Source organism: Niabella aurantiaca DSM 17617, from assembly GCF_000374125.1.
Taxonomy (GTDB): Bacteria; Bacteroidota; Bacteroidia; order Chitinophagales; family Chitinophagaceae; genus Niabella; species Niabella aurantiaca.
On the sequence record NZ_KB893632.1, the window covers coordinates 40379 to 61269 of the forward strand.

General features: G+C 48.7%; 16 protein-coding genes. 4 read left to right on the top strand and 12 right to left on the bottom strand.

The annotated features are described in order from the left end of the window. Positions 1-43 precede the first annotated feature (43 nt). From B160_RS0112170 to B160_RS0112215, 6 genes are all read right to left on the bottom strand, one after another. Complete coding sequence (locus tag B160_RS0112170; protein WP_018628195.1) at positions 44-1795, bottom strand: RagB/SusD family nutrient uptake outer membrane protein; 1752 nt, start codon at positions 1793-1795, stop codon at positions 44-46. A 12-nt stretch (positions 1796-1807) separates the two neighbouring features. Next, positions 1808-5080 carry a SusC/RagA family TonB-linked outer membrane protein gene (locus tag B160_RS0112175; protein ID WP_018628196.1) on the bottom strand — a complete coding sequence of 1091 codons (3273 nt, stop codon included), beginning with the start codon at positions 5078-5080 and terminating at the stop codon, positions 1808-1810. 833 nt (positions 5081-5913) lie between these two features. Next, positions 5914-6552, bottom strand: a complete 639-nt coding sequence (locus B160_RS0112185; protein WP_018628198.1) for a deoxynucleoside kinase — start codon at positions 6550-6552, stop codon at positions 5914-5916. A 71-nt stretch (positions 6553-6623) separates the two neighbouring features. Then, positions 6624-7628, bottom strand: coding sequence for a tryptophan--tRNA ligase (gene trpS, locus B160_RS0112190; RefSeq protein WP_018628199.1), 1005 nt, complete (start codon positions 7626-7628; stop codon positions 6624-6626). Between the two features lie 76 nt (positions 7629-7704). After that, positions 7705-8067: a murein L,D-transpeptidase catalytic domain-containing protein gene (locus B160_RS31120; RefSeq protein WP_071597032.1), complete on the bottom strand. Its 363-nt coding sequence runs from the start codon at positions 8065-8067 to the stop codon at positions 7705-7707. 747 nt (positions 8068-8814) lie between these two features. Further along, the gene (locus B160_RS0112215; protein WP_018628204.1) at positions 8815-10014 is read right to left on the bottom strand and encodes a bifunctional 3,4-dihydroxy-2-butanone-4-phosphate synthase/GTP cyclohydrolase II; all 1200 of its coding nucleotides are present in this window, start codon (positions 10012-10014) and stop codon (positions 8815-8817) included. Positions 10015-10286: 272 nt separating this feature from the next. On the opposite strand from B160_RS0112215, the gene B160_RS0112220 reads away from it, so the two are divergent. After that, a complete protein-coding gene (locus B160_RS0112220; protein WP_018628205.1) occupies positions 10287-13526 on the top strand; it encodes a TonB-dependent receptor in 3240 nt (1079 codons plus the stop codon). A 170-nt stretch (positions 13527-13696) separates the two neighbouring features. Here B160_RS0112220 and B160_RS0112225 read toward each other — a convergent pair whose 3' ends face one another. Continuing rightward, positions 13697-14638 (bottom strand): hypothetical protein, encoded by a 942-nt coding sequence (locus B160_RS0112225; RefSeq protein WP_040679810.1) that lies wholly within the window; start codon positions 14636-14638, stop codon positions 13697-13699. Between the two features lie 112 nt (positions 14639-14750). On the opposite strand from B160_RS0112225, the gene parS reads away from it, so the two are divergent. Both parS and B160_RS0112235 read left to right on the top strand, forming a co-directional pair. Next, positions 14751-15272 carry a type II RES/Xre toxin-antitoxin system antitoxin gene (gene parS / locus B160_RS0112230; RefSeq protein WP_169540045.1) on the top strand — a complete coding sequence of 174 codons (522 nt, stop codon included), beginning with the start codon at positions 14751-14753 and terminating at the stop codon, positions 15270-15272. A 75-nt stretch (positions 15273-15347) separates the two neighbouring features. After that, a complete protein-coding gene (locus B160_RS0112235; RefSeq protein ID WP_018628208.1) occupies positions 15348-15809 on the top strand; it encodes an RES family NAD+ phosphorylase in 462 nt (153 codons plus the stop codon). 15 nt (positions 15810-15824) lie between these two features. Here the strand turns inward: B160_RS0112235 and B160_RS28980 are convergent, their stop codons facing one another. Then, entirely contained in the window at positions 15825-16643 is an 819-nt protein-coding gene (locus B160_RS28980) for a DUF4846 domain-containing protein (RefSeq protein WP_169540047.1), read from the bottom strand. A gap of 132 nt (positions 16644-16775) precedes the next feature. Here B160_RS28980 and rnhA point away from each other — a divergent pair, with 132 nt between their 5' ends. Next, complete coding sequence (gene rnhA / locus B160_RS0112245; RefSeq protein WP_040679811.1) at positions 16776-17237, top strand: ribonuclease HI; 462 nt, start codon at positions 16776-16778, stop codon at positions 17235-17237. Between the two features lie 304 nt (positions 17238-17541). Here the strand turns inward: rnhA and B160_RS0112250 are convergent, their stop codons facing one another. From B160_RS0112250 to B160_RS30620, 4 genes are all read right to left on the bottom strand, one after another. Then, positions 17542-18984 carry an L-serine ammonia-lyase gene (locus B160_RS0112250; RefSeq protein WP_018628211.1) on the bottom strand — a complete coding sequence of 481 codons (1443 nt, stop codon included), beginning with the start codon at positions 18982-18984 and terminating at the stop codon, positions 17542-17544. 217 nt (positions 18985-19201) lie between these two features. Continuing rightward, positions 19202-19708: an FKBP-type peptidyl-prolyl cis-trans isomerase gene (locus B160_RS28985; RefSeq protein WP_245562197.1), complete on the bottom strand. Its 507-nt coding sequence runs from the start codon at positions 19706-19708 to the stop codon at positions 19202-19204. 159 nt (positions 19709-19867) lie between these two features. Continuing rightward, a complete protein-coding gene (locus tag B160_RS0112265; RefSeq protein WP_018628214.1) occupies positions 19868-20347 on the bottom strand; it encodes an FKBP-type peptidyl-prolyl cis-trans isomerase in 480 nt (159 codons plus the stop codon). 30 nt (positions 20348-20377) lie between these two features. Next, positions 20378-20890 carry an FKBP-type peptidyl-prolyl cis-trans isomerase gene (locus B160_RS30620; protein ID WP_018628215.1) on the bottom strand — a complete coding sequence of 171 codons (513 nt, stop codon included), beginning with the start codon at positions 20888-20890 and terminating at the stop codon, positions 20378-20380. Between the last annotated feature and the right edge of the window lies 1 nt (position 20891).

Sequence of the window (20891 nt, forward strand, 5' to 3'; positions counted from 1 at the left end):
CAAAACGTGCAGCATTGATCCGGGCGTATTACCGATATGCAGCCTATTCCCAACCGGGATTTTGGCGAAGATTGGGGTTCAGTACGATGTCCGTATTGGAAATGGGATGGTAATATTTTTTATCGCTGAACGCTCTTTTTTCATCTTCTCTCCAAAGGATAAATCCCTTATTGCCTTCCGATAATTTGGATGCGGTGCCGTCCAGTACATAGTAGATGACTCCCGGAACCTTGGTTGCGGGCACTTTGTCCACAAAACAAACATCAGGTGTATTGTTGCCATCAAGATCCATGAGCTGGTCTTTTGCCGGCACATAGATACCCCGCCACTGCATTTCCATCAGCTTGCCTTTTTTCCAGCGGAGCAGATCAGCATAACGGAATCCTTCGTACACCAGCTCGATGCCCCGCTCTCTTCTTACTTCCAGCAGGTATTTGTCGGTGATCTCAGGGAAGTAGGTGGTCTGCAGGTAGGGATCTGCGGTTTGCGGCCCGGTTGGCTCCACACCGGCCCTTGTTCTGAGAAGTGCAATGGTTTCGTTCCAGATACCAGCATCCATTTTGCCCAGTTCGGCCATTGCTTCCGCATAGTTCAGCAATACTTCTGCATACCGGATGAGGGGAATGGAGTTATAGGATTCGCCCACGCCATCCAGCCGCTTGTCGTCCAGGCTGAATTTTAAGAGGTGGTAGCCGGTGAATGTGTATCCGAAATTCGGCGGGGCGGCGCTGCCATCGCTGCGCTGGTAACCGAGCGACCGGACGGTTTGTGCGAGGCGGTGATCGCGCTGCGCCATTTCCCGCACGAACTGGATCGTGTCAAAACCAGGTTTGTCGGTAAATCGCGTGCCGTCGGTGTTGAGGTAGGTGTTGACAAATTGTTTGATCAGCCCCCAACGCGAGCCATAGGTAGCGCTGTTGAATTTCCAGGTCACTTCGTGCCATCTTCTGAGGGCATTGTTGTACACCACTGCCAGCAATACCTCGTCGGCCACGGGGTTCTCTGAAATAAACAGGGTACGGTAGTCCGCCGCGGGCTTGGAGCTGGTATACAGCTTGTACATGCCGGCGTCCATTACTTTTTTTGCTGCAGCGGCAGCTGCCTCCAGCCATTTTCCTGAAGTGGCTTCTAATTTTAACTCAGTATGATATTTCCGGTACGTGCCTTCGAAGAGGCAAACCCGCGATTTAAAGGCCAGGGCCACCTGCCGGGTAATGGTAGAGGCCGTATTGTCTTTCACATCCTTTATTTTTTCAGAAGCAAAGTCCAGGTCTGCCAGCACAGAATCCATGACGGTGCTCCGGCTATCTTGCGATTTATAGAGATCCGGATCGGCCGCAGACAGGGTTTTGGAATACCAGGGTACATCGCCATAGCGTTGTACCATGTCAAAATAAAACCAGGCTCTGAAGAAGCGTGCCAGCCCAATGTAGTGGTCCTTCACTTCCTGTGCAACGCCTGCTTTTCCGGCATTTTCAAGAAAATAATTGATGTTGCGCAGATTCGTCCAGCTCCAGGAAGGTTCGTTCACCGAAGTGTACGATCCGGCAATGAACTGCGGGGACTGATTTTTTGAAGTATAGTCGCCCCACTCGTCTTCGGTGGTAACCGCCAGGGCGGAGGGGAGCATGCGCTGGTAGAACGAGTTGGTGTACAGGTTCAGGTCTTTTTCTGTGTTGAAAAATGATTGGGGAACCAACTTGTCAAAAGGTTCTTTATCAAGAAAATTTTTGCTGCAGGAGGAAAAAAGAAAGAGCGCAGCAACGATGTTTGCAGAAATGATTATCTTTTTCATGGAATGGTAGAATTAAAGTGAAAGGTTTAAACCAAATGTGATCGATTTGAGCATGGGATAGGCATATCCCTGTCCGCTGCCATTGGTCAGTTCCCCGATCGGGTTTTCCAGCACCTCCGGATCAAAATTGTCTGTATGTTTAAACAGGCCTGAAAAAGTGAAGAGGTTCTGACCGGTGACGTACACCTTTGCACGTTGGATCTTTAATTTATTTAGCCAACCGGAAGGAAGGGAATAATCAAGAGTGACGTTCTTCAGCCGCATGTAGCTGGCGTCCTGCAGGTACCGGGTTTGCGGAGCGCCCAGTGAACGGTTGGTATTTAAAGCGGTATAGCCTCTGAACCTCGGGAAGTACGCATCGGGATTCTCTGCCGTCCAGTAATCCTGCATCATCTTGGTGGGTTGATAGCCATAGGGCCGGTTGTACGGACCCCAGAACAGTCCTGCCTCGGGAGCAAAATACCAGTCCCGTTTGCCGATCCCCTGGAAGAATGCAGAAAGACCGATCCCGTTCCAGGCGGCGGCTACGGTAAACCCGTATTGATAACGGGGGGAGGTGTTCCCGATGATACGCCGGTCCCCGGGATTGTCAACGGTGTTGGTTCCCTGGTTGATCACCTGATCGCCATTGAGGTCTGCAAACTTCAGATCGCCGGGCAGCCATTGCCGGTTATTGGAGTTTTGTAAAAAATCCTGGTTGGCGTGCTGCGCGATGTCTTCGGCTGAAGTAAAGAATCCAAGGGTTGTGTATCCCCACAATTCGCCAATCTCATGACCCACATAGTAAGTAGAGGCAAGGGTTTTTTTAGGATTGTTGAATTGGGTAATAAAGGAGCGGCTGTCCCACAAAGATCCGCTGAAGCTGTATTGGAAGGGCTTACCGAAAACGGTGGTATTGTCTTTCCAGGAAAGGGTCAGCTCCCAGCCTTTGGTAGAAAGATCGGCATAGTTCCCAAAAGGCAATGCAGCGCCAAAAACGGCGGGCAACGGCTCGGCCTGGGTAAACATACCCGTGGTTTGCCGGTTATACCAGTCAAACACCAGATCCAGCCGCCGGTTCAGCAGGGTCATGTCCATGCCCAGATCAAAGGTGGTAGAACGCTCCCAGGTAAGGCCATTGGGAATGACGTTCGGCAATTGTGTATAGCTGGTCTGGACGCCATTTAGAATAACGCTGGATTTAGCCACAGACATGATCTCCAAGTAACGGTAGGCGGCCACATTTCCGTTGCCCAATGATCCGTAAGAGCCGCGGAACTTCAGTTCACTGATGAGGGGCTTCAACGGCTGGAAGAAGGCTTCTTCCGACAGCCGCCATCCTGCAGATACCGAAGGGAAAAAGCCGAACCGCTGAGTGCTTGGAAATTTAGAGGAGCCGTCGTACCGCCCGTTGAGTTCGATCAGGTAACGGTTTTTGAAATCATAGTTCAGCCGGTAGAACCAGCCGATATAACTCCATTGCAACCCGCCGCCGGAGATACCGTAGTTCAGCCCGTCCATCAGGTTGAAATCGGGTTTTTCTTCCACCAGGATCCCATCGCGGCTGGCGTCGAGCTCCTTGCGTGTAAAGGATTCCACGTTGTAACCGCCCAGGAACTTGAAATGGTGCTGGCCAAAGTCCCTGGTAAACTCACCGGTAATATTGGAGCCGAGGTAGCTTTCATTGTTATTGAACTGACGCAGCAGGCTTCTGCCGAAGCGGTCTATACGGCCGGGGGCGATGCTGTAGTTCATAAAATTATTGGTGCGTGTTTCCGTCTCCAGTTCTTTGGAGAAGGTGATATCCGCTTTAAAAGTCAGCGCGTTTTTAATGGGCGTTAAGACAATCCCTGCTGTGTTACGAATAAAAAAATTGGAAAGATCCGATTTGTTGCGGCCTTCGATATAGGAGGCGGCACCGGTGTACACGCCGGAGTGGGTATAAGTACCATCGGGGTTGTAGATGACAGCCATCGGATAGCCCTGATGCTCGAACTGACGCCAGATATTGCCATCTCCATCGGAAAACATCGGGTAGCGGTAGGTATAATTGCTGATGTCCGTATTGTTCTGCAGGCTGATCCAGGGGGCGATGCGTATGGTACCTTTTGCGCGCAGATTGTATTTGTTAAACTTATCGCTGAGGTAATTGAAGATCCCGTCCTGGTAATAATACCGTCCGGAGATATAGTAATCTGCTTTTTCGGAACCGCCGGACACGCTGATGGCTTCTTCCAGCGCCGGCATGCTGTTTTTATACAGCAGGTTGTACCAATCGGTATTTCCAAAGTACTCGTAGCGCTTTTTTTGTTCGTTGTACACCACCTCCGGTAAGCTGGGATCTTCATCGTGCTTTTTTAATTCGTCGAGGTATTCCAGCGAAAACGGATAAATGTTGTTTACAGATATGGGATGGGATTTGTAGTCGTACCAGGCATTAAATGCTTCATCAAAATTTTTGGCCCATTGGTAGCCGTTTGTGATCAGGGAAGGAGTGATGATGCGGCTGTTGGTGGTATAGCTGCTGTTGACATCTACTTTTACCTTTCCTTTTTTGGCGGACCTGGTTGTAATGAGGACCACCCCGAAGGCCGCCCTTGATCCATAAATGGCTGCTGAGGAGGCGTCCTTTAAAATGGAAACGCTTTCCACATCATTGGGGTTGATGAGGTTGGGATCGCCTTCCACTCCATCGATGAGCACCAGGGCGCTCCCCCCGGCGCCGATAGAGGTGGCGCCCCTCAGGTTATAGGTGGCGCTGCGGGTGGGGCTGCCATCCACCATTTTAATATTCAGGTTGGGAAGCGCACCCTGCAGCATACGGGTAAGGTTGGGCGAAGGCCTGTCTTCCAGCGCCTCGGAGCCGATCTGGGCAACCGCACCCGTCAAATTGATCTTCTTTTGGGTTCCATAACCCACTACAACCACTTCATCCATATTGCTTCCGGGCTTTGCCTGCAGCACAACGGTGCGCGTCTCCTTCCTGCCGTCTGCAGCCGTCCATTTTATTTCCTGGGGCGTGTAGGCAATATGTGTGATGTGAAGCGTGTACAGACCTGCTTTTAATTGCAGCCGGAAGCTGCCGTCGGTGCCGCTGATGACAGAGAGAGGCCGGCCCTGCACCATTACCGTTGCGCCGGAAACAGGGTTATGGACAGAATCGGTCAATATCCCCACCAGTTCCCCCGGGGTGGTATCCTGGGCGGCTGCCGTTTGCAGGCGGGCGCATATGGCCCCGCCTTCAAAGAGCCCGATGAGTAGAACAGGAACGGCGTACCTGTAGAAGGCTCGTTTTAGTAGATGCATAATGAAGTTGTTTAGAAGGTGGCAAATCTATTGGGCAAACAATAACAAATTGTTAAGCAAACATTAACAAATTTAAACTAAATTAAGATAATTAAACGTAAAAATTAATTAAAATAAATATAATTAAACTTAATATTTGAAGTACTGTTGGTTGTGAAAGAGGCTCTCCTGAAACAGGGAACGGATCCCGCCGATCTTTTTATGAGGAGAGGGGGCTTCTTTTCCGTAAAAAGCCGCTTTGAGGACTAATGATAGACCGGCATCCATTTTATTAAAATGAGTGTTCTCCTAAATGGTTTCTAGAGAGGCCATAGCCGTCAGGTTAAAAATAGGTCTATCATCATAAGATGCAGCCCGAATAAGCCATTTAAGCTAAAAGGGCCTGATCTTTTGATAGCAAACAAGGCGCAGCGCGCCGCAAATCATTGTAACAGGAACTCCCGGAACTTGCTCTTAGCCGCAGCGCGGCGGGAATCTTTTAGGAGCCTTATTAGCGGTGCGCTGACCGTCCGAAAGGATCATCCGGGCGGGCACCTCTATTCAATCTTGTATTGCTTGCTAATAAGCGCTTGATGCATCTGGCGGAGATACAAACCATGACCTGCGCTACTGGCAGTGTCCGCACCGACCGGATATAGTTTTGATACGAGTTCGCTATAAATGTTTTTGGAGCAGGTTTTTATAAAGCGGTCCACAGGATCTGCTGAATATTCCTTTTTTTAACTGGAGGGCTGCCTTTTTTGGATCAGTTCATAAAAATGAGCCTGTATTCCCGGGATGGATTCTTTGCGGGATCATCAGCAGAAGCTGCTGTTTTCGAAAAGGGGGCATGGTCAGAACAAACCGTACAGCTGGGCGTCAATTTTGGAGATGATCTTTCCAAAATCCTCGCTGTTATCTGCAAAATTGTTTTTATCTACATCGATGATCAGCAGCTTTCCTTCTTTGTACGACCCGATCCATTTATTGTAGTATTCATTCAGCCGTTTCAGATAGTCCAGGCGAATGTTCTCTTCATATTCCCGTCCGCGTTTCTGAATTTGTCCTACAAGCGTAGGCACGGAGGCATTCAGGTAGATCATGAGATCCGGAGGACGTACCATTGATTTCAGTGTTTGAAAGAACTGGTAGTAATTGTCAAAGTCCCGCTTGCTCATCAGTCCCATTTCGTGAAGATTGGGCGCAAAGATGTTGGCGTCCTCGTAAATGGTACGGTCCTGAATCACGGTTTCCGTACCATTCTGGATGTCGATCAGTTGTTTTAGCCGGCTGTTGAGAAAATAGATCTGTAGGTTAAAGCTCCATCGTGGCATATCATCATAAAAATCCATCAGGTAAGGGTTGTGATCCACATCTTCAAAATTGGGGATCCACTTATAATGCTTGCTCAGCATTTCCGTTAAGGTGGTCTTACCGGCACCAATATTGCCAGCTATGGCAATGTGCTTGGGTTTGGATTTTGATTTAGCCATGTTACAAGGGTGATCGAAGAATGGTTTTGTTTTGAAAAATAACCATTCTTTTTTAAATCATTCTATTTTTCTTAAAAGTATTTCAAGCCCATGGCCTGGCGTACCAGCTGTATGGTTTGCGCCGCATTTTCTGCTGCCTTTTGTGCGCCTACTTTCAGGATGATACTCAATGCACGCTCGTCTTCCCGGATGGCTTTTGCCTTTTCGCGGATGGGGCTGATAAACCGTACCATATCTTCAGCCAGCTGTTTTTTAAGATCGCCGTAACGAATAGTGCAGGCGTTAAAATCAGCATCGTATTTTTCAATGACCGCCGGGTCGCTTACCAGTCGCATCAGGTCAAAGATGTTGACAATGTAATCGGGCTTTTCTGAATTTGCTGTTGCAGGCCCCGCATCTGTTTTGGCTTTCATGATCTTTTTGCGGATCAGGTCATCGTCGTCCGACAGGTATATGGTGGCGTACTGGTTCTCGCTTTTGCTCATTTTGCCGGCACCGTCCAAACTGGGCACTTTTAGCAGCTGCTGCCCGTAGTTGAACGCTTTGGGCTCCGGAAACACTTCGCCGTAACGGTGATTAAAACGGTTGCCAAATGTACGCGTCATTTCAAGATGCTGCTCCTGGTCTTTACCAACAGGAACGAAATGTGCACGGTGGATCAGTATGTCGGAAGCCATCAGCACGGGGTAGGTCAGCAACCCGGCATTTACGTTTTCCGGCTGTAGCTTTACTTTGTCCTTGAAGGTGGTGGTTTTTTCGAGTTCGCCTTTATAGGCCAGCATGTTGAGATAAAGATAAAGTTCGGTTGTTTGCGGAAGGTCGCTCTGACAATACAATACGCATTTATCCGGATCCAACCCACTGGCCAGGTAATAAGAGGTAACTGAGAGTATGTGTTCTCTAAGCTCCTTTGTATCGGGGTGGGTGGTGAGTGAATGCAGGTCTGCGATAAAAAAATAGCAACTGTATTCGTCCTGCATTTTTACATAGTTCCGCAGCGCTCCAAAATAATTCCCCAAATGAAGCTGCCCTGTAGGCCGTACTCCACTTAAAACGATTTCACCTTTTTTGCTCATAGGCGGCAAAGATAGATAAAGTTTGATGTTTTCCCGATCGCGATCGGGGGGATGGTTCTTTGTAAAGTTCAGTGGTTTAAGAATTGAGCCCTCTTACCGGGTGTACAGGGGGCGCTGCATGCAGCCCGGAATCATAAACAGAAAGCAGTATGGGCTGTGTGGAAGCATCAATAAGGGATTGCAGCTTTTTTAAAAAACCAGGGCTTACGGTGGGGCAGCCATCGCTTTGACAAATTTCGTAGTTCACATCTGTTTCCGGTACGCAGGCATGGGAGTTGAGGACCGCGTACCGTTCAAATGCATGGCTGCTGCTGCTGTCGAGTCTGTATAATTTATAGGCCAGTCCAAATTTTCCCTGGTAGGGTTTCCCGCCTTTATAACATCCCAGGGAGGTACACATGCTACCTGACTCATTACTGTAATGCCGCCCCCCGGCCATCGTTCTCCGCAAGGCCCATGGGTGACCAATCCGGAACCGGTAATCTGGTCCCCGGCCGGATCATAAATAAGAAAACGCTTTTTGAAAGAAGGCTGGCGCATATCGATCAGGAATGCGATGGAAGGGCCGAACCGCTGTTTCCGGACCCTGTCTTTGATGGTTGCCAGTTGTGGTGCTGACGGGGCCGCCCCGCTTCCGGGTGGTTCCGGCCAGGCTTGCAGGGTTACTATAATAGTAAAGGAAACCACAGGCAAGCAGCCGGCAAAATAGAATAGGAAAGCCTTTCAAAAATGGCTTTTCCAGGAAGACGCCGTTACAGGAACAACCCGTAACGGCGGCAGCCGGTAAAAATCTACCGGCTGTAATCAAGAAATTTGTAATCAAGGTGATTGCCAAAATGTTGATTACAAATTTGTAATTGCTGAAGAATATTATAATGGACCGGTATTGATTTTAGTAAAAAATATCCTCTTAAACGGTTTGTGAAGAAACCATGATCCGCGCCACGGTCAGTATCCTTACTGACCGGACAATAAATTTATAAAGATCATTTTGATACCGGTTCATAATTACGGCTGATTTGATTGCCGCACCTCCGGGTTAAAAAAGGCGGGTAGTCCGACGGAAGCGGGCAGGCGCAGGGCGGGAGGCTGCTTTCCTTCGCCGGTAAGGCAAAAAAAAATCCCAGAGCACCGCTACCGGTTACCGGGATGTATCTTTAGGAACGATGATCCCCGAGGTGGAGTGTTAAAATTCGTGGCCCAGTTTTTCTTTTTTTGTCCGCAGGTATTTTTCGTTGTGTTCGTTGGGGCTGATCACAATGGGTACACTTTCCACGATCTCAAGCCCGTAGCCGATGAGGCCTACACGTTTCCGGGGGTTGTTGCTCATCAGGCGCAGCTTGGTCACATCCAGGTGCCGCAGGATCTGGGCGCCCACACCATAATCCCGTTCGTCCATTTTAAAGCCCAGGTGCAGGTTGGCTTCTACGGTATCCATACCGTTCTCCTGCAGTTTATAGGCTTTTAATTTATTCATCAGTCCAATGCCGCGGCCTTCCTGGTTCATATATAAAATAATGCCTTTACCTTCCTGCTCTACCATTTGCATGGCTTTGTGCAGCTGGTCGCCACAATCGCAGCGCAGCGAGCCCAGGATGTCACCTGTAAAGCAGGAGGAATGGACTCTTGTAAGTACCGGCTCTCCTTTTTCCCATTCGCCTTTGATCAGCGCAAGGTGCTCGTTGTTGCTGTTCTTGTCTCTAAATGCCACCAGGGTGAAGTTGCCATAGCGTGTAGGCATGTTTACGCGCACGATCTCTTCGATCAGGGAATCGCGTTTCAGACGGTATTCGATCAGGTCCTTGATGCAGATAAGTTTCAGATCAAATGTTTTCGCTACTTCGATCAGGTCGGGCAACCGGGCCATGGTACCATCATCGTTCATGATCTCCACGAGTACGGCCCCGTACGGGTAAGGGAACCCTGCCAGCCGGGCCAGGTCGGTAGCTGCTTCCGTATGTCCTACACGACGCAGCACCCCGCCTTTTTTTGAACGCAGGGGAAAGATATGTCCCGGACGGCCCAGATCAGAAGGGTTGGTGAAGGGGTTATTGAGCGCTTCAATGGTCTTGGCCCTGTCTGAAGCGGAAATGCCGGTGCCACAGCCGTTACCCAGCAGATCCACTGAAATGGTAAAGGCGGTTTCGTGCAGCGCGGTATTGTTGGTCACCATAGGCGGCAGGTTCAGCTCGTCGCACCGCTCTTCCGGCAGGGGGGTACAGATCAGCCCACGGCCGTTCTTGGCCATAAAATTTACGACTTCCGGGGTAATGGTTGCTGCAGCGGTAATGAAATCACCTTCATTTTCACGGTCTTCATCATCTACAACGATAACCAACTTGCCATTTTTGATTGCATCAATGGCGGTTTCTATTGAATCAAACATATTTTTTGCAGAAATTTATACAAAGATAACGATTGTAAGCCGGGTTTGGTTTAGGCGGCAAAGTTTCGTGTTCGGTCGTTACAGGTTTCACTGTTTTGTGCTATGGTTGCCCGTTTTAGTTTAAAGTTTCGTGCCTGGGTTGAGTGTGGGTTGATCCCGGTCAATTTATGAACGAATGTTAGCGGATTGGTTACAATTTGTTAATATTTGCGCCTGAAATGTTAAAGTTTATTCTGTTTCTTTGCCCCTGAAATCACTTAATCCCAAATTTTATGCTAAAGAAGATTTATCTATTCATCGCTGTGGCGCTTCTCTCCACGGCTTTTCTGCATGCGCAGGTAACAACGAGCGGAGCTTCCGGGACAGTAAAAGGACAGAACGGGGAGGCCCTTGTTGGTGCAACAGTTGTGTTAACTCATACGCCAACGGGGACGGTATATAGTACAATAACAAAGAATGGAGGTGTATTTAATATCCAGAATATGAACCCCGGCGGGCCTTATGCACTTGAGGTATCCAATGTCGGCTATGAAACCTACACCTTATCTGATATTTCTATTCCTCTCGGCGACATCTATCAGGCTACGGTAAACATGAGCACTGCGGCTCGACAGCTGTCTGAAGTAATCGTTTCAGGCGCAGCGCGGAACCAGCGTATTGGTGCTGCAACCAATATTTCCAGAACGCAGATTACCAATCTTCCTAATATCAACAGAAGTCTGATGGACGTTACGAAGCTCTCGCCGCAGTCCAACGGAGGCAGCTTTTTGGGAATGAGTAATCGTTTTAATAACATCACGGTTGACGGCTCTGTATTTAACAACAACTTTGGATTGGGCTCCAACCCGCTTCCGGGTGGTGCATCCCAGCCAATTTCTATCGATGCAATCGATCAGGTGCAGGTAAACCTGGCACCTTATGATGTACGCCAGGCCGGTTTTACAGGTGCGGGCGTAAATGCAGTTACACGCCGTGGTACCAATGCGTTTTACGCAACGGTGTATGACTACTACAAAAACCAGAGCTTTAACGGCAAAAAAGTGGATGGGTTTGAACTGCCTTCCATCCTGAAATCTTCTTCGAATATTTTTGGTGCCAGTGTAGGCGGCCCCATCATCAAGAACAAATTGTTCTTCTTTGTAAACGGTGAATATGAAAAGAAGGTGAATCCCGGCCAAAACTGGATTCCTTCAAACGGAAGTAGCAATCCTAATGCCACCCCCAATGTTCAGGAATCGGACATGGTGAAGATGAGCGATTTTCTGAAATCGAAATACGGATACGATCCGGGAGGATTCTCTGGTTATGATTTTAATACCAAAAACACCAAGTTCCTGGGACGTATCGACTGGAATATTAATGATAACAACCGCTTTTCCATACGATACAATCAATCTGAAACTTCTGATGATGTATTAACCAACACAAGCAGTGGCCCTAACCCCCGCATTTCGAACGGCCGTGTTGGAGGAAGATCCGGCGGCTTAAGCTTTTCTAATTCCAACTATACGCAGAACAATAACGTGTATTCTCTGGTAGGGGAACTTAACAGTAAGTTTAATAGTTCTGTTTCCAACCAGTTCCTGGCTTCGTTTACAAAGATCCACGACTTTCGTGCCACGCCGGGATCTCAATTTCCTTTCGTGGATATCATGAGAGATGCTAACAATGTTTTAATGAGTTTTGGCTCTGAAATATATTCTTACCAGAACTACGTTAAGAATAATACCGTAAACATTGCAGATAACCTTACCTGGAATCTGGGGCAGCACAACATCCTGGCGGGCATCAGCTTTGATTATATGAGTTTTGAGAACTCATTTGCAAACTTCGGTGGACAGAGTTATTACCGCTATGCATCTATGCAGGACTTTTTTGACAATAATCCCCCCTCTGTTTTTGCGATTACTTACAGCAATACGGATCGGGCTGCAGTAGAAGCAGCACAAGCAAAGTTTGGTCAGGCGGGCTTCTACCTGCAGGATGTATATACGGTAAACGACCGTCTGAAACTCACCTATGGTGTTCGTTTTGATCTTCCGTTCTATCCCGGCAACAAAGTGTCTAATGATTCTTTATACGCTATTCCACTGCGTGACCCCTCCGGCCAGGAATTTCGTGCAGACGTGGGTATCTGGCCGAAGGCAAAATTGCTGGTATCTCCCCGTGTAGGCTTTACTTATACTGCCGGAGACGACAGGAGTTGGGTGGTTAGAGGCGGAACCGGCATCTTTACTGGAAGGATCCCGTTTGTGTGGCTGGTAAACCAATCGTCTGATAACGGGGTATTAAACACTACTGCTACATACAGTTCCTCCAATGCGAACATGAATGATTACCTGTTTGATCCCAATAGGACAGCGCATGTTCCTCAAACACTGCCATCAACAATCAGAATCATTCCGGGAGCTTATTATAGTGTGACCTCCCCGGATTTTAAGATACCGCAGGTATGGAGAAGCAACCTGGCTATTGATAAAAGCTTTGGCGACGGATACACCGCCTCTGTTGAAGGGATCTTTTCCAAAACAATCAATGCTGTTTATCACTACAACGCCAACCTGGGGGATGTGAAAGGACAACGTACTGGTTTTGGCGGCGATGACCGGAATGTCTATAACAGCTCTTTCACGAGCGAAGTTGGACAGGTGTTTGTAATGGACAATACCTCCAAAGGATCATCCTTTGCTTTAACTGCAGCGCTGTCCCGGAGGTTCTCTAAAAACTGGCAGGCCTCTGTGGCGTATACATATGCTAATGCAAAAGATATATCTCCCAACAACGGAGACCGCTCACAAAGCTCCTGGACTCAAAACGCGATCATTGCAAACCCCAATGCTCCGGAACTGGGGTACTCTGCATACAACATCCCTCATCGGGTAAACGCCTATGCATCTTACAGATTTGAATATGCCAATCAAAACCTGGCGAGTACCATTACCTTGTTTTATTCCGGTGCTTCCCAGCAACGTTACCTGTACCGGTACGGTGGCGATATCAATGGGGACGGTGCCACCAATGACTTGTTCTATGTTCCCGAATCCAGAAATGGACTCGAACAGCAGTTTACTTCATTAACCGTTAAAAAAGATGACGTTTCCACAACCTATACCCCGGCAGAACAGGCTGATGCATTTTGGGCCTTTATTGAGAACGACAAGCAATTGAAGGACCGCAAAGGCTCCTATGTTGAGCGTTTTGATGGATTGCTACCCTGGGTGAACCAGCTGGACCTGCGGTTCCTGCAAGACATCAAGCCGACGATTGGCAGCCGTAAACATACCTTCCAGATCAGTGTTGATATTCAGAACCTGCTGAATGTATTTAACAATGGATGGGGAAACAGGTATTCTTATAACTATGGCGGGTTTTCTGACCAGGGCATTGTGGGGGTAGATCGGAACACCGGAAAATTTACATTTGACCCTTCGGGCAGTAAAGCCCTGTACAGCAAAGCCAATAATTTTGTTAGTACCTGGAACATGCAGCTGGGTATCCGCTATATTTTTTAAGTAACTCCTGCATCAAGTTTTTTCGAAACCGCCTCCCGGCGGTTTTTTTTATGGAGCGAGGACGCCTTTTGGGAAGGACAAACATCCAGGCAGTAAGACCCTGGATCCTTACTTGTCCGGTACCGGCGATTCAGACGGTTTGAGATGGTTCCGAAAACCCCCTGGCAGGATCACCAGAAATCAAATACGCCGCCCAAATCAATGCACAATTGTGTTTTGACGGATTCGTTCATGCGCGTTGGGGTTATTTGTCCATTGGCCATGAACAGCAGGTCACTGCCGGGGCCTGTTTCCCATTGTTGCATTGATCCACCGAGGTGCAGACCGAACCTGGTTGTAAGTTGATAATTTAAGCCGAGCGACCCATTCATTCCCCAACCTTTTGCCTGGTGGACGAAACTGAGCGGATGACTAAAATCGGAGCGATATATCCAATCGGCTTGCGCTTTGTATTTGTTGTACCGGCCACCCAGACCGGCCAGCAACCGCCAGCTTTGCATTAATTGGACCCATCCTTCCAGGCAGAATTCCGGCCCCTGCCATTGCGCATCGTAGAGACCTTTAACCGAGGCGGGCGAACGGTCCTGCATCCGGTAGCGGGCTTTAGAAATGGCATAGCCTCCACCGGCGGAAACAGATACGGACCGGGTGTGGGCTATTCTGTAGTGGAGCTGAAACCGGTAACAGGAGGTGGGATTCTTTTTACTCTGGAGCCGGAGGTAGGACGTTGGGCGGCTCCGGTTGTCTGCGGCATAATCAACATCCGTAACTCCGCCGGAATACCCGTATTGCCGGCCGGCAGCAGCACTCAGGTCCAGGTATCGATTCAGCCGGTAACGGCCCTCCACCCGGAACCCTGTGCGTTTCAGTGCGGCAAAACGGAGCTCCGATAAGATGTTTGGACCAGTACCCTGTTCGTTACCGGCGATAGACCACCTGAAGCTTTCGGTTGATTGCAGGGCAGCGAGCGAGAGGCGGAAATGTGTTTTTTGTGGTGGACCTGTTTGGCCGGGAGCAGGGATAAAAAATAGTAGCAGTCCATGAAGTAGGGTGGTGATTTTTAGCAGTTGGCTCATGATCGTTCTTTCGTTAACCAGGTTTTGTTGCGCCAAATTAAGTTCATTTTGGCTAAGAACTCATCACGGGGGCATTAATTTCATGGTGGAAGAAAAAAAATTCAAAAACCGGACAAATGACCGTAAATTTGTGTCAAATAAGCAAAGCGTGAAACCCACCAAAAAAAAATATCAGAAAGAACATCGCCCGGACAACCTTCTCGAAGAGCCGGCCGCAGTGTATCAAACCCGTTCAAGCAATGTAAGCGTTTCCCTTACGCTCATGGGGCTGAAGGATGAACACGCTTTTAAAGCCGTTCAGAATGCAATGGATTTTATCGACCGCATCCGCGAAGGGCTTCCCAAGAAAGCCCTGGATCATCTGGCCGGCGTTATGGGAATATCCGATGTAGAAATGGCCGGTATCATACATACTTCAGACAGAACCTTACGCCGGTACACCCCGGCCCAGAAATTAAGTGCAGAACAATCAGAGCGTATTATAGAGCTGGCCCGGCTTTATGCAAGGGGGACGGATGTTTTTGACGGCCTGGATGCTTTTAAAACCTGGATGACAACACCAGTAGATGCCCTGGGCGCTCAAAAGCCCATGACCTTCCTGGATACTTCTATGGGCATTGAGCTTCTTATGGATGAACTGGGGCGTATTGAGCAGGGTATATTTGCGTAAGCCATCTGCCGCCGGTTGCTGATTGAAACATGACCAGCCGCATACTACGACCCTGATCTTCACCAAACACCAAATATGAGAATATACCGTATCAGCAAATGCAATTATATCGATGATCTGACGGGTACCGGTGCCTCGCGTTTTCCGGGCCGCTGGCATAATAAAGGCACGTATATTTTATACACGGCGGCCTCGCCTTCCCTGGCCCTGCTGGAAAGTGTGGTGCACATTACCACAGTTATAAAGCTGGATCTTTGCATTATTGGCCTGGAAATGCCGGAGGGCAGCATAATGGAGTGGCAACCCGAACAGCTTCCTGAAAGCTGGTTTGTGAATCCACCCCCTGATCCGTTAAGGAGTATCGGCGACCGGTTTGTGAAACAAAAAAAATTCCTTGCCCTCAAAGTGCCTTCTGCTGTAATGCCGGAAGAGTATAACTATTTGCTGAATCCAGTGCACCCCGAGTTCAAAAAAGTAAAGATACTTTATACCCGGCATCTGCATGTAGACAAGCGGCTTTTGAGGCAGGAAGAATAATGTGTGCTGTACTTTCTATTTCCAGCCGTACAGCTGGTCGGTATAGAAGGTCCATTCCGGGGTCTGGATATGCTGGTCATTACCCAAAACATACCAGGGCGTGCTCCGGCTGCCCGCCGGGTTTTTAAGAAGGTGTATGTCCTGAGCGGGCATATAGCTTTGTGCCAGGAGGTATATTTTTTCCCCGTTTTCATTTTCTGCCATACGCATAACGATCACGGCATGACCGGGCGCGCCCGGTTTTAACAATACGTCGCCGGGCTGCATTTCCATTATGGGTTTTTTATAAAGAGACGCGGGTAACGTGGAGGTTCCGCAATAAGTAAAAACGGTTTCCAGGTATTTTAACAGCGACTCGCGGGTGCAGGGTACCGGCTTGCCCGGCACCCGGATCAGCTTGTTTCCGGAAAGCTTATACCGCCATCCTTTTAGCCAATCGTTGTAGGAGATCAAGGTGCCATCTCCCGCAGGGAACCGGATCTGTCCGAATTGCTTTTCTGAAAATAAATATTCGGCCCGCAGGCGCATCAAGGCATCTGCACATTGCTGAAGATCCCTGGCCCCTACACTCATATCCAGTACCGCATATTGCGCCTGCTGATTGGGCTTTTTGGCCCCATTGAACAGATAGACCGTTTTATCTTTTTTTAGTTTCAGGTTCTGCAGGTAGTATCCAAAGGCGGAAGCCGGCAATGCACTGCGTTTGTATCCTTCCGGCAGGAAGATACCCGAAACGGAGCGGGGAATATAATCTGCAGCCTGGTCCGGATCATTGACTGCAGACGGGGATGGCCGGGCTGCAGACCCGCAGCCGGGGATATAAGATAAAATCACACTGTAACAGATTGCAAGATGGATAAGGATTTTCATAATAGCTGGCGAAAGAGTTGTTTTGTAAAATGAGAGTACAGGACTGTAAAAATCCATAAACCGATTATTAGGCGGCAACCATTATCTTTGTCCGCTATGCAATCCAGGGGGGTTATTATTTATACAGACGGCGCTTCCCGTGGCAACCCCGGCCCGGGGGGATATGGTGTTGTACTGATGTATGGGAAACATATAAAGGAGCTTTCTGCGGGATTTAAACGTACCACCAACAACCGCATGGAATTGATGGCTGTAATTGAGGGTATCCGGGCGCTAAAGACTGCTGCGCTGCCGGTTACTGTTTATTCCGACAGCCAATATGTGGTGAATGCGGTTACAAAAGGATGGCTGAATAACTGGGTGAGAACGGATTTTAAGGGTGGCAAGAAAAATAAAGATCTGTGGATGCAGTATTATCAGCTTGCAAAACAATTCCAGGTTCGTTTTGTATGGGTCAAGGGGCATGCAGACAATCCTTACAACAACCGGTGTGATGCACTGGCGACCGCCGCTGCTGACGGAAACGGTCTGACTGAGGACTTGGGGTTCGAAGGATAATTTGAAAATTTGAGAATGTGGAAATGTGCGTCAGGTATTAAACGGATCAGGCCAGAGACAATAGTCAATGGACCTTCCGGAACGATACGAAATCTAACGTTAACTGGAACCTGGAAATAATTTGGCAATTTGAAAATGGGGAGATGTGAAAATGAAAGCCGACATTATGTATAAAACCAGATCTAATGTTGGAACTTATCATTTAAACCTAGAAAGCGCATCGAGTAACAAAACAGATCTAACGTGAAACCTGCCGGAGCAGGCGGGTTTTAAACCTCAAACCTGGAACTACTCCTTATCTCTCTCAGCATTCCGGCAAGCTCAGGGGTACATTTACTGCCAGCCCGCCGTCTGCGGTTTCTTTGTATTTAAAGTTCATATCCTGGGCTGTGTCCCACATGGTTTTGATCACTTCGTCCAGCGAAACCCTTGCAAAATCAGGTGTACTTTGCAAGGCCAGCTGAGAGGCGGTAATGGCTTTGACGGCTCCCATGGTATTCCGTTCAATACAGGGCACCTGCACCAACCCGCCAATAGGATCGCAGGTCATGCCAAGATGGTGCTCCATGGCAATCTCTGCAGCCATCATGGCTTGTTTTTGCGAACCACCCAGTCCTTCTGTTAGTGCGGCCGCTGCCATAGAAGAAGACACACCGATCTCTGCCTGGCAGCCGCCCATTGCCGCGGAGATGGTTGATTCTTTTTTAAAAATGCTGCCGATCTCTGCCGCTGTCATTAAAAATCTCCGGATCCGTTCCCCGCTATTCTCTTCCTGTCCGGGCTCTGGGCAGAAAATGATAAAGTAGTGCAGTACGGCAGGTATCACGCCGGCGGATCCGTTCGTAGGCGCGGTTACCACACGGCCAAAAGATGCGTTTTCTTCGTTTACCGCCAGCGCAAAACAGCTGACCCAATCCAGGGTATTACGGAAACTGCTGCCGCTGTTCCGGATCAGGCGGATCCATTCATCGTAGTTGGCATAGCTTATATTACCGAGCAGCTTTTTGTTGAGTGCGGCGGCCCGCCTTCTTACATTTAAACCGCCGGGCAGCATACCGGTTTTATGACAGCCCCGGTAGATACAGTCGCGCATGGTATTCCATATCTGCATCAGCCCTTCACTCGTTTCCTTTTCGTTGCGCCAGGCGAGTTCGTTCTCTGCAACGATTTCGCTGATGGAGAGTCCTGTTTTGATGCTCCAGCGCAAGAGGTCGTCCGCATCGTCGATGGGAAAGGAAAGCAGTACATTGTTGTTTAAAAGGGTGTCTTCTCCTTCTTCCTTTACAAAGCCTCCACCAATGGAATAATAGGTCCTGGCAATGTTTCCGCCGTCGCTGAGTGTGGCCAGGAACGTCAGCCCGTTGGAGTGATAGGGCAGGGTTTCGGTAAACAGGAACTCAATCGCCGTTTGGGGGTCAAAGGGAATGCGCCGGCTCCCGTCCAGCAGCAGGCTTTTTGCCTCCCGTATGGTTGCAATGGTGGGGTCAATCTGCTCCACATCGAAGGTTACCGGATCGTAGCCACAAAGTCCCAGCTGTATGGCAATGCCGGTGCCGTGCCCTACGCCGGTCTTGGCCAGCGAACCATAGAGCAGCACCTGTAGGGTCACAACCTTGTTCAGGTATTGCTGTTGTTTCAGATATCCCAGGAAGCGTTCTGCTGCCCGCCAGGGGCCGAGTGTATGGGAACTGGAAGGGCCTATGCCGATCTTCAACATATCAAAAACCGAAATCGGTTCGTACTGCATATCTCAATCTTTAATCTTCGAAATTACAACAAAGCCGTCATTGAAATTCGTCGGAAGATATCAGGCCATTGGACGGATCTGTCTGAAGCGGTCATTTTTTAATACTACAGCCATTAAACCGGAAAGGAATGTTCATTGCTTTCGGCGTCTTCCCGATACGGAGCGAGTGCTTCCTTTCAGAAAACCATACTTACTTGCAATATTGATTTTTGGGGCGTTAGTTTTCCACCTTTATTAATTCGATGTCGAAAAACAGTGGTTGGTTGGTAAGCACGCCATACCGGGGATCGCAGCCATAAGCCAGTGATGAGGGGAGCAACAATTTGATCCTGCCGCCTTCCTTTATTTTGGAAAGCCCGAGGTACCAGCCGGGTATGACCTTATCTAACCGGAAAACAGCTCCTTCCGGCTTCTGCGCATAACTGGAGTCGAATGCTACACCGGTAAGAAACCGGCCGATATATTTTACGGTTACCTGGCTGCCGGGATCGGGTATGGCCCCGGTACCTTCATCCATGATCTGCCACATCAGCCAGCTGGTATTATTGCTATCTGCCGTGATGGAGCTGTCCCTTATGTATTTTTTCATTTGTGCTGTGTCGCTGACAGCGGGTTTGGGTTCACAGGCGGTCGTGGTCTCATCTTTGATACAGCCAATTATTGCCAGGCCAAGGATCACCGCAAGGCCGGCGCATATTTTCTTATTCATTAATGATGAGTTCATGATTCAGGAAATCGTTTTATCCCTTCCGGGACGAATTTACATAAATGGCCGGATTCTGAAGTGGCCGGTTCTTAATATCCCTCATTTGTATGTCTTTTAAACCAAAAACCCAGGCTAACCAGGGTTGTATGAGTGGTACATTTAATATTGTATGCGTCATTACTGCACTTTTATCAGTTCTACGTAAAAGTACAGCGGCTGATTAGCCATTTGTCCGTACCGGGGATCACATCCATAGGCCAGTGATGAAGGAATGATGAGTTTGATTTTTCCTCCCTCTTTAATTTTAGGAATGCCTATCTGCCATCCGGCAATAACTCCATTTAAAGGGAAGGCAGTTCCATTCGGGTCCCTGACGTAGGAGGAGTCAAATCCCTTTCCATTTAAAAACCTGCCTACATATTTAGCCGTTACGTTGCTGTTGGCCGAAGGAGTGTTGCCGGTGCCCTCTTCGATCACCTGGTACATGATCCCGCTTGGATCGGTTGTGATAATTATAGAACTGTCAGTCGCAAATTTTGTCATTCCTGCTTTTTCACTTTCTACCGTTTGGGGGGTGCAGGGTTTTACGTCTTCGTTTTTCATGCAACTGATCATTACCGTACTTACGATCAGTGCCAGGCCAAACCATTGTTTCATACAGGATTTTAATATTAATTAATGATGATTTTAATAGCTGGGGATCATATCCGTGAGCTCATATTCATAAACCAGCTGGGAGTTGGCCGGTACAGGATTTACTCCTGTCATTTCCAGACAACCGAACTGGGAAGAAGAAGGAATGACCAGCCGGATCTTTCCTCCTTTTGATATTTTACTGAGGGCGTAGGTAACATAAACGCCTTCGCTGAAGCTCCTCAGCGGAGCTGTAGGCGGCTGTTTTACGGTAAGGGAATCCACAATGGTGCCATTCATCAGCCTGCCGCTATACCGGAAGGAAACCAGCGAGTCGATGGTTGGCTTTGTGGTGCCGGTTCCGGGATGTTCGATATAGAAATAGACGGATGCCTGCGGGTCGAACGTATATAATGCTGCATCTCCGTTCTTTTGCAGGAAGGAGTCAATGATATGCCGGTCCTGACCCAGGGTCAGGCTATTGGTACAGGCGGACCGGTCTTCGGGTTTTGAGCATCCGGCAGCCAGGCCCGCCATGAAAAAGAGAACAAGGATTGTTCCTTTCATA